This is a genomic window from Bacteroidota bacterium (assembly GCA_035506275.1).
GTDB lineage: Bacteria > Bacteroidota > Ignavibacteria > UBA10030 > UBA8401 > JAGVPT01.
On the sequence record DATJPT010000008.1, the window covers coordinates 127677 to 141536 of the forward strand.

Here is a 13860-nt window from a genome sequence, read left to right on the forward strand (position 1 = left end):
GCTAAAAAATGCGAGACAAAAACCGTCCTCACTCAACAATCTCTCTTTTGTTAACGAAGGAAAGATTGACAGAAATCACACGAGGACCTACTCTGTTTTCATCTTGGATTTGTGCTTCGCGTTATTTTCCTCCATCTGTTTTTCGGTCTTCTCGATAAGGTTCTCGTTGTTTTTCAGCTTATCGGCAAGGCGCTCTTCGATGGAAGGGATAACTTCAGCTTTCAGGAGGATAATGAGTTCGGTCTTGGAATCGGCCTTGATATCAGAGCCGAAGATATACCGGAGTCCGAAGACGTACCAGGGCAAATCCCTGAGGAACGGCACGCCGGCACGCGTTTCCGTTTCAGTCGTTGAGTACAAACCCCCGAGAACGGTCTCCTCGCCGTCGTTCAAGAGCAAATACGTATCGATGGAAGATTTGTCGATGTTCGCGCCGTCCTGCTTGCTGTTCTCGACATGCGCTGCCAGGTTAATGAAACGAACTCCGTGGAGTTCATACAACGTAGGAGTCACTTTGACGATAAGACCAGTCGCGATCTGCTGCTGTATCGTATTGCCGGCGAAGTCTTTGGTCGTGACGAATATATCCGTGCCGATCTGTATCTGTCCCACTTTTCCCGATGAGACGATGATCTGCGGATTCGAGATAACGTCGCCCAGCCCGTTCCCTTCAAGAAATGAAACAAAACCGGTCAGCGTGCCGAAATTCAATTTTGGAATTATTCTCGCAATGAACGCGTCCGGAACGGTCGTCTGGCCGGAAGAGCCCCCCGACGACCCCGATGAACCCGAGGTCGCTGCCTGCTGGTCGGGGTTTTCCAGGTTGCTTTTCAACTGCCCGCCGTACACCGATCCGTTGTTGGTGCTGTCCTTGAACGTCCAGTTGACGCCGGTGTTGAGGGTCTTTGAGACATCTATTGAAAAGAAGACCGTCGAAATTTTTATATCTCTGGCAAGAAACATCGCTTTCGACGAAGAATCTCTCGCCATCGCTCCGGTTGACGCTCCGCCTCCCCCGCCCGCCATCGCTTTGGTGCTATCCCCAGGATAAATGATCTGGAAGTACTCCTCTTTTTCTTCATACCAGAGCGAGTTGGCGCGAAGCACGGTCTCGAACGCCTGTAGCCAGTACATGTTCTCGATGTCGACGCCGATCTCTTTCTTATTGTTGGTCGGGTCGACAATAATCTTGTTCAAATATTTTTTGCTGAAGTCGGTGAAGAGGGACACGGCCTTATCGAACGGCAGGGATTTCGACATGGAAATGAGTTCTTCGGGCGAGACATAATCATTCAAGATCAGCCGCCGTTCGCGGTTGTTTTGCGCGCCTGCCGTTTGGAGCCCGAGCACCATCGCCGCGCAGACCAGGAGCAATATTCTCCCGCATGCCGTCGACTCGCGGAGGGCCCGCAGGCCCGTTCGACGAAACTGGATGAACAAAGTTTTCATGGAGTGATCCCTTGTGATTTTTTCTCAAACGCGATTTGCTTGTTCACCGTCTCGATAATCCCTCCGTTATTGAGCGTGAACTCGACGGTCCCTTCCTGAGGATGCGTCGCCGTCATCTTTCCCAGGTACACCTCATCCCCGATCTGAAGCGTGATGAGGTGTCCCGTCTGGTCCATGACGAGCGCTTTTCCCGGCGCCACCGCTTTGACGTTGATCGCCGCGACGTCGAGCAGGTTTCGGACGTTCTGCGGCGAAAGCTTCAGGATGTTCGGCAAGAACGGGTTCGACGTAATCGGCTGCGGAACGGAGTCCGGTTTCATGACCGGCTTGTTCAGCGACGTCTCCGAGGTAAAGTAGGCGTTCAATTCCATCTCGTATTTCAGGTCGATCGTCGGATACTCCTCGGTCGCTTTTGTCTGTTCCTCGCTGTGCACTGTCACGCTCGTGATCTTGTACAGACGTCGGCCGTTCTCCAGGAGCCAGATGAACCTGAAAATATTCGGGAACTCCGCCGCGCCGGTCAGCTTGTACGTATTGTAACCGTACTTTGCATCCATCTTCGTTCCCGAAAACGTCATGTTCAGGCGGAGCTGTCCGCTTTCGTCGATGATGTCGCTCAGATAGCCGTATGTCTGCGACGACATATCCGACGCCCCGATCTCTTTCGTCCTGTTGTTCCACCGATGGACGGTCTCGCGGAGCTTCTCCTGCATGCCCGTAATGGCATTCGTCTGCAGGGTGTTGTCCTTCAACTGCGCTTCGATCGCCTTGGCCTCTTTCTTGTACTTGTTTATTTTCCCTGGCTGGAGAACAAACGAAATATACCCGCCGATCCCTATGACGAGAAGGAGAAGAACTCCAAGCGCTATTGAATTTCGTATCTTATACGACACAACGGACCTTTATCAGTCGGAATCCAGTTTTTGTATCGAGAGAATGAACTTGTAGACCGTCTTGCCCCGGATCTCCTGAAGCTCGACGGACTGCAGCGTCGCTTTTTCGAACATGTTGGCTATGCGGGGAATTCTGGGACGGTACAACGTATAGCCGGTCAATTCGATGGTGCTGTCGGGTTTGGTCTGGATATCGCCGATCCACAGCGAGTTGACGTCTTCGACGCTTTGCGTGAGATGATAGAAGACCTTGCTCCACCGATTGTAGTTCGGAACGATATTATCGTACACCTCGAGCGCGCTGATATACTGCTGGTTCTGCGCCGTGAGGCTGTCCAGGATCTTCTGGAGGCGTTCGTTCTCCGACTGCTGAAGTTGTTTTTCCTGCAGCGCCCTGTTGGCGGCCCTCACGTCCTCGGCCTGGTCGGCGATCCGGGTTGTGAAAAAGAGCGTTCCGAGAAAGATCAGCAGCATGAGCACGTACCCGTGCCACGCCAGTTTGAACACCTTCTGCCCCTCCCTGAAACTTTGAGGCAGAAGGTCGATGCTGTAGTATTCCGGATTTTTCGGGTCGAGGATCCTCATCGCCGCCGAGATCGGTACGGCGTACTCGGAGGTGATCTCTTCGACGCTTTGCTGGAGCGCGCCGGTGTCGAGGTTCCGGGGTATCAGGTATTCGATCGGCGCCTCGGCGAACTGGGGCGAGAGGAACTGCTTCAGTTCAAGTTTGTGCGCTTCCCCGGCGAGAAAGATCCTGTCGAGGCGCATGATGCCCGCGCTGTCCTGCTCGAGAAGAATGCGCGAGTAGAGGGTGTTCTCGATGTTCGGCGATGTCCGCCCTTCGCTGATCACGGGCGCGAAATGGAGAAAATCCTTTCCCTTCAAGAAGATCAACCGGCTGAATTCACTGCCGACATACATGATCACCGAGATCTCCTCGGAACCGACGTCGTAATTCGCGCGCACCAGGTTCATCAAGGATATATCGGACGTTTCGATGAACGACACCCGCGGGATCCTCTTGCCGATGAAATCCTTGATGGCTTCCAGGATCTCGATCAGGCTAAGTCCGTCCTCGCGGATGACCGAGAGGATCTGCCCTTCCGTCGCTTTGATGTACGCCACAGCATCCGCGCTCGGCTTGGTGGCGCGGATCTTGGAAAGCTCCTCGACCAATTTCTTCTTCAGCTTCCCGCCGCTGAGGCCGAACGAATCCTCGAACGTCTGGTAATACACGCTCGGCTCGGAAATGGAGTACCCAAACTGGTACTTGAGGGAAGGATAATCCGTGAGCAGTCCAAGGATGACGCTGTTGTTCGTCTCAGAACCTTCAGCTTCCTCTGCAACGCCTTCCTGAAGGATCGGAGCGTTGGATGACGCATCGAGCAGATCGACGCCTTCGAGGCCGGCGCCGACATCGGCCGAGGTCTGTCGTTCCTCCAGCTTCTTGACGAGGTTGACCGTCTTGAAATCTTCGAGATGGAACTGCTTTCCCCTGAGGGCGACGTGAACGAATTTAACGTCCAGGCCGTCGACGAAAATCGTCAGGGCAGTTTTTCCTTCTCCTTTGTTATAGGGCATGTATCGTCGCTGTGTCTGTCGTGTGCGTTAATTGCCGCTTATGGCTGCGATCCTGCGCCCAGCAGCTGCTGCATTCGCTTCTTGTTGTTGGAAAAATTGATCGCCGACTCGAGCGAAATTTTCTTCTGCACGAACAATCTCTTCAGGTCCTGCTCCATCGTCGTCATCCCCTGATCGCCGGACTCCTGGATCATCTGATAAATTTCCCCGGTGTTGTTGTTCTTGATCGCTGAACGCACCGACGGCGTCATCACAAGGACCTCGCGCGCAAGCACCCTTTTTCCGTCGAGGCTCGGGATCAGCTTCTGGGACATGACGCACCGGAGAACGTCGGCCATCCTGTTGCGCACGCGCTCCTGCTCCACCGGGGGAACTTCGCCGATGATACGGTCGATGCTCTCGACGGCCGACGCAGTATGGAGCGTCGAGAATACCTTGTGCCCGCTGTCCGTGATCTCGAGCGAGACCATGATCGTCTCCGGATCGCGCATTTCGCCGATGACGATGATATCCGGGTCCTGGCGCAGAGCCTGTATTGCGCCGTCCTTGAACGAAAGCACGTCGCGCCCGACCTCGCGATGGCGGACGATGCACCTGTCCGATTTGTGCACGAACTCGATCGGCGAAGCGATGATCACGATGTGGCCGTCGACCGTGTGGTTGTTGAGGTCGATCATCGCGTCGAGCGTCGAGCTCTTGCCCGAGCCGGTAATACCGGTCACCAGCGTAAGCCCCTCCTTTGTGTGCGCAAGGCTCACGATCTTCGTAATATTCGGATGAAGCTCGAGCGCCTTGTAGGGGCGGATCGTCTGATTGATCGCGCGCATATTGAGCGCGATCTGGTCCAGATCCAGATAGGCATCGGCGCGAAAGCGGACCGTACGATCTCCATCCTCGATCATATAGGAAAAATCGAGGTTCTTATTTTCGTAGAGCACCTGCCGTTGGCGCGCCATCAAAAGCGCCTGGACCAAAATATTGATTTCGTCGGATTCGAGCTTTGGGATCGTCTGATCCGGTTTCTTGGATCCGAACACTCTGTACCATACAAGCCCTTGTCCCCCGTAGCCGCCGAGGTCAATGTCGGATGCATTGATCGTGAACATCCGAAGAAAAAAAGAATTCGTGAAAGCATGAAGGATCGTTCGGCTCTCGACCGGCAGCTTCTCGACAAGATCGCCGATGAAAATCTGCCGCTCCAATCCGTAAACGCTTTCCGGAACCTGCGCCACCATCTGCCGCAAAATTTGACGCGCCTTCAGCTGGGTTTCATCTACGGGAGCAACAGAAGGGGCTACAATTGGCTGATCCATGAAAATTTTTCAGCGATTGAATAGATTGATTTCGTTTTCTATTCCTTGTACAAAAATAGAATACCGAAAGGCCGCTCAAGCTTTACATGAGATGTCGTGGTGAATATATTGAAAGCGCTAGTGAAAGTCAATAAAAAAACTCCGGCAGGGAGTTTGACGGGAGAGGCAAAATTCGGAGAGGATCTGGCGGGAAAAAACCAATCGGTCCGCTGTTCCTCCCCTGTCGTTCAAAAGGTCCGATTACGCCCTAAAATGCGCTCTCGGAGAGATCCTATTCCCACCATTCGAGAACTTCGTAGCTCCCGGTCGTTGGAAAACACGGAGGCGCGGAAACCAAAAACCGATTATCGTAATAATAGCTCTTCAGGTATCCATGAGTGCCGCCAACGACGCCAACCGCCTGCCGGACGGCCTGACTGACTCCGCCTAGAAGGTGAATACTGCCTGACGGCACCTTTGTCGTAGCACTATCTGCTCCAAACCCGCCTTTTAGCGAGAACAACGAGCCCTGAATTGTGACCCCTCTGGATGAGTTATTATTGTTTGAATTGCTGGCGATCTCAATATTGTTGGTTGCACAGATGCCCAGCATATCGGTCGATGCGGGGTTGTTAACCGGGTTGCTGTTATAGGCCACGGAAGAATCAATCCAGACTTGACCGTTATTGCTATTGCTGGACAACGCCGCAATGGTCACTTGGCCGTTGAGGATCCCTTTTACGTGAATGTTGCCTCCGTTGATCACCACCACTTTGTTCGTCCCCGCAAACGCAGTGAGCGTCTGAGTTGTCCACGATCCGCTCGTTCCAAGCCTGTAATTGACGGTACCATTGGAATTGAACGTCAGATAAAAATCACTGCTCGTCGCGAGATAAAATCCCCCCCCGGTCTGCTGCGCTTTACCCTGCAAGGCACTAAGGTCGGACGGCATAGTGATCGAAACGCCCGATTGGAAGCCGCCATTGAACACCGGGTTGCTGGGGTTGGAGTTCTTAACGACGCCTCCCTGTGCCGTCGCTTTGCCGTTGAATACCGGATTTCCGCTGACATACAAACTGGTGTTGCTGTGGTATGGACCCCACACGGTATCTCCCGTCGTCCAGCTGATCGAGCTCGGCTCGTTGTCCGAGAAGTAGGCGAACTTTGAGAAGAGGCTGGGCTGAAGGAGTATTTTGATCGTATCTTTCAGCCCCTGATAGGTTGCGGCGCTTATTACCTGGATCCTGCTCGAATCAGTGCCGTTCACAACCATGTTCACGGTCACCGTGAAAGTCCCTCCGCCGAACGGCACGTTTTGGAATCCGGTCCTCCAGTTAGGGGTCGTGAAAAGCTGATTACAGGCGAAATTCGCCCCCGTCTCGGCAATATTAAGGATATTGCTGTTTTCCTGGTATGTAATTGCATTCGAAAACGCGTCGAGACTGACGCGCGATAAATTCAAACCGGTCATCAAACACAGAGTGGTGAAACCTATAGCGAGATAAATAGCGTTCCGTCCCATTTTTTCCCTCTGCTAAAATACATTATCGGCTCTTAAGGTTTTGCGAAGCCAGCCGCACTTGTCTCCAGAATGCCTGAGAGTACTGTGTGTCAAACTTCCCCGTATTGTACCTGAGCGTCGGAGCCGCGCTGTTCTGAACCTGAACGGTGATCTGCATCGCCCATATCTGGCTCGGATGAGTAATAGGAAAATGCAGCGTATCGCCGAGCGCGCTGAAGTACAGTAAACCAAATTCGGTAACGCCTAAATTCGCTCCTTTGGGAGGCGCGTTATTCACGACGCGATAAAGGATCCTGTCGTTGGGATTAGGAGTCGAGGCGAGTTCACTCGTCGGTCCTACATAGTAATAGACGATATCCGGAGTGCCATCGCCGTTCGGGTATGCTGCCGTCGACAAATCGGTGTAAAACTTTATGCTGGTCGAATCGGCATAGATGATCGACTGCGTCGGGTCCGGAAAATTAGCGGGGTTCGCGCAGTATCCTATTTTTCGGAAGTCATACTCGATCATATTGACAACCGTGATCATATTGCTTTGAACCAACAGGTCGCCGTTGTACATCTGCATGCTTTCGCTGACAGTTCCGTTCATCCGTATCGCCATGAGCAGGAGAGTGCCAAACGTCAACGATGATGCGATGAGATCAAGAACTACTTGTGAACCCATAGCTTCTTCTCACTTAGTTTCTATCTAAAATACCAGTAACTCATCACGGTATAGAATGTCAATGTATCAGTCATGCTTTTGCTCGACACCCTGACCGTCATCTGCTTGTTATAGGTCTGTGTACTCGAAGCGGTAATGACATTACTGGAAATATTCACATACTGAACAGTCACGTCCACGACGAAAACAGCTGAGCCAGCCAGGCTATCAACCAGATGCAAACCATTAAAGTCATCAAAGTCGTTGTATCTGGGGTACACTTCGCCTGTTTTAGGGCCCAGCGCGGAGGGGGCCGTGAAACCGGACACGTTTGAAATGCCCACGGTATCCGAATTCTGATCATACGCGCAGCCGGTAGCTTCCTCGATGATCGATTTACCGAGCGAGGTCGCCGTGATCCTGTATGCCGCCATTTCGACGCTGCCGCCGCTTTGTGCATTATCGTTATTCACAGCCAGCACCATGCGGCTCAGCATCATCATCGCCATGATCGTAAGTAAAGTCTGACCGGTACCCATGCTTTATTCTCCGATTGATCCCTCGATTGTACTGCTCATCGGTATCAAACTATCTCCAGCGCACAACAATTGTTGTGGCAAATCGCACGTTCAGCCTTGAAAGATTGCCCATGCGATAAAAAGCAATCTTCATGCCTAATAACCTAAAAAAGAGAGATGCCTGAAAATGAAGGAATTCGAGGATTTGGCGCACTCCCCGGACCGTGCGCCACTGAGTCGGTATTTTTGTTAGTGTAAAAACTACACCAGGTGTAAAAAGGAAAATGTAATAGCTACTCGTCCTCGACCGTCGTTGAGATGACCTCTTCGAGTGTCGTCACTCCCTCTTTCATTCTCTCCATCCCCGACCGCCGCAGTGTCCACATTCCATCCTTGGCAGCCTGGTCGCGAATTGCGTTTTCGTCGACCTTATCACCTGCATTAAGGATGATGTCCTTGATGGCCTTGGAGAAGTAGAGGGCTTCGTGAATGGCAGCGCGTCCTTTGTAGCCTCCGTTGCATTTGTCGCAGCCGGCAGCCTTAAAGAACTGGTGCGCACGGAGTTCCTCTTCGGTGAACCCAAACTTCAGCATGTCCGGCCAATCTTCTTCGCCGAGCGGCTGCTTGCAGATCTTGCACAGCGTACGAATAAGGCGCTGTGCGACGATAATATTGATCGCGTATGCGATGAGGAACGGCTCGATGCCCATCTTGTACAAACGTGCCACGGCGCTAGGAGCGTCGTTGGTGTGGAGCGTCGAGAAGACAAGGTGACCGGTGTTCGCAAGCTTGATGGCAGTTTCCGCAGTGACTTTATCGCGCATTTCACCGACGAGTACGATATCGGGGTCGTGACGCAAGATACCTCTGATGGACTGCTCGAACGACATCTTCGGGCCGATCTTGAGCTGGCGCGCGCCCTTGATGATGTACTCGACCGGCTCTTCGATCGTCAGCACGTTCACGGTAGGATCGATCACTTGATACAGCGCGGCGATCAGCGTCGTCGATTTTCCGGATCCCGTAGGACCGGTGAGGATGATGATGCCCTGGGGCTTTTTTATTGCTTTGTCGAAGAAGGCTCGCGCGGGTCCCTGCAACCCGAGCTTGTTGAGGTCGGTGATCACTTTCCGGTCGTCGAGGACGCGGATGACGACGCTTTCGAATTTGTGCTTGAATTCGGTCGTCACGATCGGCATGATGGAGACACGGAAACGGAGCTGGTGTCCGTCGATGACGCGCTGGATAAAACCGTCCTGCGACATCTCGCGTTCAAAGCGGTCGACATTCTTCGTCCTGTCCTTGACGACGGCAAGCACAGCTTCGGGGAGCGTATTCTCCTGGCGATGCCACACCTGCAGGTTGCCGTCGACGCGGAACATGAAGTTCGTCACGTTCCCTTCGGCTGGAACGATATGAATATCGCTGACGTCCCTTCGGACGGCCTCCACGATGCAGCCTTCGATGAGATTTGCGAGAGCGCTCTTGCTGATCTCCGCTTCCAGCGCTTCCTCGTCGACGGTCGCATCGTCCTGGCTCGTATCGACGGTGATCTGGTTGTCTTCGAGGAGCTTGAGAAACTCGTTCTGCGGCGGGATGACCTGTTCGAGAAGGTTCTGCATCTCTTTCAGCCGCACGTAGGTGACCTCGTATTTCTTCGCGTTGAAATTGCGGGCGATGACCGGGATGTTCCGGTCGGTCGGGTCGGTGCAGATAATGATCAATTTGTCGGGCTGCTTTTCGTCGAACTTGAGCGGCAGCATCTTCGATTGGATGAGCATGTCCCGCTGCGATTCGGGGAGGCCGTCGACGAGCTTTCTGATGAACTCGACGCGGGTCTTGTCGACCGCTTCATCGGCAAGATAAATCTCGCGGAAGGCGTAGAGGTTTGCCACTTCTCGGAAGACCGCGTCGTGATCGGCGTTGAATTCGCTGACGAGAATTTGTCCGAGATTGCGCCGGTCCTTCTTATTGGATTCCGACTCCTTGACTCGCAGCGATTTTTCGAGCGTCTCGTAGTCGATGATCCCCTTTTTCAGAAGCGTGTAGCCGATCTTATCGGTAATGTCGACATCAGGCATAGGGCCAATTCCTTCCCTCAATGACGATTAGATGAACGACCGGAACAGGTGAACGGCGTGGATGATCATGCCCCCTCCGCCCGGCGGCTTTGGCTTGATCGTGGCGGTTTCGGAAGAGACAAGCGTCAGTCCTGTCAGCACCACCATGATGATCATTGAAATGACAAGCTGGATCAAATCGATGGCGTTCCGCATCCGGTAGCCGGTCTCTTTTTCGTAATAGTCGGCGAGCTGGAGCGCGGTATTCTTGACCGTTCCCGTTTCCGCGCCGGAATGGAACCGCGAGATCGCCGTTTTGGTAAAGACGCCAGTCGCTTCGAACGCTTCCGTGATATTCATCCCTTTTTCTACCATCAGCGGAAGGGCGACCGTCTTGATCTGGGCTTCCATATACTTGTTGCCGCAGGCCTCCGCCGCCATTTTGATCACTTCGATGTTCTCTCCCGAGCCGGAATAGAGGGCGTAAAACACGCGGCAAAAAATTTCGATGCTTGTCTTATGAAGAAGGTCCCCCATCGCGGGCACCTTCCACAGATTCTTATCGAGAAAGAATCTTCCCCGTTCCGTCGTCGCGAAACGAAGGAAGGCAAGAATAGGAATAAAGAACGCCAGCATGATGTACACGATGTTGTCGACGATGAAGTCGCTCATCTTGAGCGTCGCTTTGGTCATCGGCGGCAGCTCGATCTTGAACTTCACGAACAAGCTGGCCGTCGCGGGGAAAATATACGCGACATAGTACCCGACCGCGAAGAACAGAATGACGAGCGTGACGATCGGCATGATCAACGCGCTCTTCAAATTCTTTTTGAACTCGGCATTCCGCTCGAGGAACTTGGCCGTGCTTTCGTAGATCTCTCCCATGTTGCCGCTCTTCGAGGCGAGGCCGAGCATGTGCGCAGCAAATTTCCCCAGCTCTTTTTCGTGCTTGACGAACGCCTTCTCGCTGTCTTTCCCCTGCTTCAACTCCTGGTTGATATCGCGGACGGCCTCGCGCAAATTCTTGTTGGGGATGTCGTTGATCAGCAGCTGCATCATCTCGTTGAACGGGAGCTTCTGTTTGATCAGGTCCGCGCTGACGCGGACGAACGACACCACCTCCGTATTCGGCACGGCCCCCGCCTTGTCGAAAAGCTTTTTGCGAACGTAAAGTACTTGGTACCCCATTTTAGAGAGAGCGTCCTGAACCTCCTGCTTTGTGAACGCCTTCTGCTCCCCATCGATCTTTTCTTCCCCCTTCTGAACTCTGTAAAGAAATGTCGAGCGAACGCGCACGCCGGTCAGCCGGAATTTCCGCTCCCGCGCCATCTGGCCGGCACGTTCTTTGGCAAGTTTCAAAGTCTCCGCATTGATAACTCCCTGGATCGGTTTACCCGCCATGGAAAGACCTTCAATCCGAAACTCCGGCATAGCGTTACCCTTTATAAAGCTGACGATGAAATGAAAGCACGACGCCGCCCGGCGCCTGACATGGAACCTACAAAGAAAAGATACAACCGGCTCCAACAAAAATCAACTCGAACCGCCGACTCCAGGTCGTATTTGACGCACAACAAGGGGATAATGCAGAAGGCCGAGAAGTGGGGCAGCGCGTGACGCCTATCAACGAACGATGGTTCGTCTTTATGCATGGCTGAAGAAAGAGGTGCGAGAGGGCTAATTAATCTTCGTCAGGTTCTGAGCTAAATTCAGGACCGTCATCGTATACGTCGGATAGGTACCATCGGTCATGATGACTTTTCCAACACCCTGAAGCACAACCTGCGTCGCAGTGCCGTCCGAAATGATCGAATACGTTCCGTTCGCATTGTTCGTGAAAGCGGTCCCTGCAAGCAAACCGAGTCCGCGATCGTCAGCAGTGAGGCCAACAAATGAATTGTTGCCGCCTCCCATCGTCTGAGGCCTGCTGTAGTAATGCTGGGCCTTGGAGGCAAGCGTCTTTAGGTCGGCAATCACAAGGGCGCGGTTATGGTCAACAGCATTATCCTGGAACATTCCGATCCCGACGACTACGGCGACCCCAACGATGATCAACCCCAGTATGATCAGAAGAAGCTGTTGCTGTCCCATAAGAAATCAACTCAAGTTTAATTAGTTTAACGAATTAAACAATTCCCTTCACCAGCAGACAGAAAATACATTTGCGACGGTCAATAATCAAGAAGGCTGATCTCTTGAGCGCTTCTTGTCACCTATCTCATTCTAAACTCACTCCTGGACATTCGGCAAGTAAATAATAACACATTCTCTCTGAATTTCCATACGGTCGAGCACGTATTCTGAAATATACGGTTAAATCCGTGGTCAAATGCCTGCGACGAGTGAGCAAAGTTCTGATGTCAAACTGCCTGAAAGAGAATTCTTGTTTTCAGAGAACATACTTCCATAAACAGTCAAGCAGGCATGTCCTGAAAAACTGACATGCCTGCCTGCTATAGTTAACCAATTTTCATTAGTTCAACTTTGTCGGAGACTGGGTCTGCGAAGTCACAGTCATGTCATATGATGGATACGTCCCATCGCTCAAGGCAGTCGTTCCGACGCCATGGAGAACGACCGACGTTGCAGTTCCGGCCGTCTTGATTGTGTATACGCCGTTGGCGTTGTTCGTAAATGAAGTGGACGCTAACAATGCCAAACCGGTTGCATCAGCAGTCAGACCAACGAACGAGTTTCCGCCTCCGCCGAGAGTGACCGGCTTTGCGTAATACTGCTGCGCTTTCGCTGCCAGCGTCGTCAGATCGGCGATCACCGCACTGCGATTTTGATCAACCGCGTTATCCTGGAACATTGTGATACCAACCGCAACGGCGATACCGACAATGATGACACCCAAGATGATCAGAAGAAGTTGTTGCTGTCCCATTGAAGCCTCCTATATGGTTAATTGAAATATATACCGCCTGGACTCTTTAGACAGACCGAAGGTTAATTAAGTTTAGTCGGCGTCTGAGTCTGGTTTGTTACTGTCATATCATAGGAGGGGAAGGTTCCGTCGCTCAAGGCAGTCTTGCCGACACCATGCAACACGACAGTTGTAGCCGTCCCCGCTGTCTTTACAGTGTAAGTTCCGTTCGCGTTGTTCGTGAATGCGGATGACGCAAGAATGCCGAGACCCGTCGCATCTGCCGTCAAGCCGACGAATGAATTTCCGCCTCCGCCCAGCGTGGTCGGTTTGGCATAATATTGCTGCGCTTTGGCAGCCAAGGTCGTTAAGTCTGCGATCACCGCACTGCGGTTCTGATCAACGGCGTTATCCTGGAACATCGTGATACCGACTGCCACGGCGATACCGACAATGATGACGCCCAAGATAATCAGAAGCAACTGTTGCTGTCCCATAATATCCTCCTAAAATAAGTGATTTATTCTAAATCAGTAAAACGAGCGTTAATTAAGTTTGGTCGGAGTCTGTGTCTGGTTCGTCACTGTCATGTCGTAGGACGGGAACGTTCCATCGCTCAGCGCGGTTTTGCCAACGCCATGCAACACTACCGTCGTCGCGGTCCCTGCCGTCTTCACCGTGTAGGTTCCGTTCGCGTTGTCGGTGAATGCGGATGACGCGAGAATGCCGAGACCCGTCGCATCTGCCGTCAAGCCGACGAACGAGTTTCCGCCTCCGCCGAGCGTGGTCGGTTTGGCATAATATTGCTGCGCTTTGGCTGCCAAGGTCGTTAAGTCCGCAATCACCGCGCTGCGGTTTTGATCAACGGCGTTATCCTGGAACATCGTGATACCGACTGCCACGGCGATACCGACAATGATGACGCCCAAGATGATCAGAAGCAACTGTTGCTGGCCCATTGTGGACTCCTTTCAGAAGTGGTTTGTACTAAATTTTTGTATCTGGAAGTGATGGTTTTTCACTAATGGAGGGG

13 protein-coding genes are annotated in these 13860 nt (G+C 52.6%); all 13 read right to left on the bottom strand.

The features are described from left to right. Positions 1-87 precede the first annotated feature (87 nt). Positions 88-1449 carry a type II and III secretion system protein gene (locus VMF88_05965; protein ID HTY10598.1) on the bottom strand — a complete coding sequence of 454 codons (1362 nt, stop codon included), beginning with the start codon at positions 1447-1449 and terminating at the stop codon, positions 88-90. After that, on the bottom strand, positions 1446-2342 hold the full coding sequence (locus VMF88_05970) for a hypothetical protein (GenBank protein HTY10599.1): 897 nt from the start codon (positions 2340-2342) through the stop codon (positions 1446-1448). Before VMF88_05970 ends, VMF88_05965 begins: the two co-directional genes overlap by 4 nt. Positions 2343-2354: 12 nt before the next feature. After that, positions 2355-3923, bottom strand: coding sequence for a hypothetical protein (locus VMF88_05975; GenBank protein ID HTY10600.1), 1569 nt, complete (start codon positions 3921-3923; stop codon positions 2355-2357). A 38-nt stretch (positions 3924-3961) separates the two neighbouring features. After that, positions 3962-5236, bottom strand: a complete 1275-nt coding sequence (locus VMF88_05980) for a PilT/PilU family type 4a pilus ATPase (GenBank protein ID HTY10601.1) — start codon at positions 5234-5236, stop codon at positions 3962-3964. Positions 5237-5507: 271 nt separating this feature from the next. Beyond that, positions 5508-6737 (bottom strand): hypothetical protein, encoded by a 1230-nt coding sequence (locus VMF88_05985; protein HTY10602.1) that lies wholly within the window; start codon positions 6735-6737, stop codon positions 5508-5510. A gap of 22 nt (positions 6738-6759) precedes the next feature. After that, positions 6760-7404 (bottom strand): hypothetical protein, encoded by a 645-nt coding sequence (locus VMF88_05990; protein HTY10603.1) that lies wholly within the window; start codon positions 7402-7404, stop codon positions 6760-6762. 20 nt (positions 7405-7424) lie between these two features. Continuing rightward, the gene (locus VMF88_05995) at positions 7425-7922 is read right to left on the bottom strand and encodes a hypothetical protein (GenBank protein ID HTY10604.1); all 498 of its coding nucleotides are present in this window, start codon (positions 7920-7922) and stop codon (positions 7425-7427) included. Between the two features lie 272 nt (positions 7923-8194). Further along, entirely contained in the window at positions 8195-9982 is a 1788-nt protein-coding gene (locus tag VMF88_06000; protein ID HTY10605.1) for a GspE/PulE family protein, read from the bottom strand. A gap of 27 nt (positions 9983-10009) precedes the next feature. Further along, positions 10010-11392 carry a type II secretion system F family protein gene (locus VMF88_06005; protein HTY10606.1) on the bottom strand — a complete coding sequence of 461 codons (1383 nt, stop codon included), beginning with the start codon at positions 11390-11392 and terminating at the stop codon, positions 10010-10012. Between the two features lie 246 nt (positions 11393-11638). Then, positions 11639-12052, bottom strand: a complete 414-nt coding sequence (locus VMF88_06010; protein ID HTY10607.1) for a hypothetical protein — start codon at positions 12050-12052, stop codon at positions 11639-11641. Positions 12053-12434: 382 nt separating this feature from the next. After that, on the bottom strand, positions 12435-12848 hold the full coding sequence (locus tag VMF88_06015; protein HTY10608.1) for a hypothetical protein: 414 nt from the start codon (positions 12846-12848) through the stop codon (positions 12435-12437). Positions 12849-12910: 62 nt separating this feature from the next. Then, positions 12911-13324 carry a hypothetical protein gene (locus VMF88_06020; protein HTY10609.1) on the bottom strand — a complete coding sequence of 138 codons (414 nt, stop codon included), beginning with the start codon at positions 13322-13324 and terminating at the stop codon, positions 12911-12913. Between the two features lie 48 nt (positions 13325-13372). Beyond that, positions 13373-13786 carry a hypothetical protein gene (locus VMF88_06025; protein HTY10610.1) on the bottom strand — a complete coding sequence of 138 codons (414 nt, stop codon included), beginning with the start codon at positions 13784-13786 and terminating at the stop codon, positions 13373-13375. Positions 13787-13860: the final 74 nt, after the last annotated feature.

Bases quoted from the DNA above. Each gene is read 5' to 3' on its own strand.
- VMF88_06000 (HTY10605.1), bottom strand. From the start codon at position 9,982: ATGCCTGATGTCGACATTACCGATAAGATCGGCTACACGCTTCTGAAA.
- VMF88_05965 (HTY10598.1), bottom strand. From the start codon at position 1,449: ATGAAAACTTTGTTCATCCAGTTTCGTCGAACGGGCCTGCGGGCCCTC.
- VMF88_05990 (HTY10603.1), bottom strand. From the start codon at position 7,404: ATGGGTTCACAAGTAGTTCTTGATCTCATCGCATCATCGTTGACGTTT.
- VMF88_06015 (HTY10608.1), bottom strand. From the start codon at position 12,848: ATGGGACAGCAACAACTTCTTCTGATCATCTTGGGTGTCATCATTGTC.
- VMF88_06010 (HTY10607.1), bottom strand. From the start codon at position 12,052: ATGGGACAGCAACAGCTTCTTCTGATCATACTGGGGTTGATCATCGTT.
- VMF88_05980 (HTY10601.1), bottom strand. From the start codon at position 5,236: ATGGATCAGCCAATTGTAGCCCCTTCTGTTGCTCCCGTAGATGAAACC.
- VMF88_06025 (HTY10610.1), bottom strand. From the start codon at position 13,786: ATGGGCCAGCAACAGTTGCTTCTGATCATCTTGGGCGTCATCATTGTC.
- VMF88_05995 (HTY10604.1), bottom strand. From the start codon at position 7,922: ATGGGTACCGGTCAGACTTTACTTACGATCATGGCGATGATGATGCTG.
- VMF88_06005 (HTY10606.1), bottom strand. From the start codon at position 11,392: ATGCCGGAGTTTCGGATTGAAGGTCTTTCCATGGCGGGTAAACCGATC.
- VMF88_05985 (HTY10602.1), bottom strand. From the start codon at position 6,737: ATGGGACGGAACGCTATTTATCTCGCTATAGGTTTCACCACTCTGTGT.
- VMF88_06020 (HTY10609.1), bottom strand. From the start codon at position 13,324: ATGGGACAGCAACAGTTGCTTCTGATTATCTTGGGCGTCATCATTGTC.
- VMF88_05975 (HTY10600.1), bottom strand. From the start codon at position 3,923: ATGCCCTATAACAAAGGAGAAGGAAAAACTGCCCTGACGATTTTCGTC.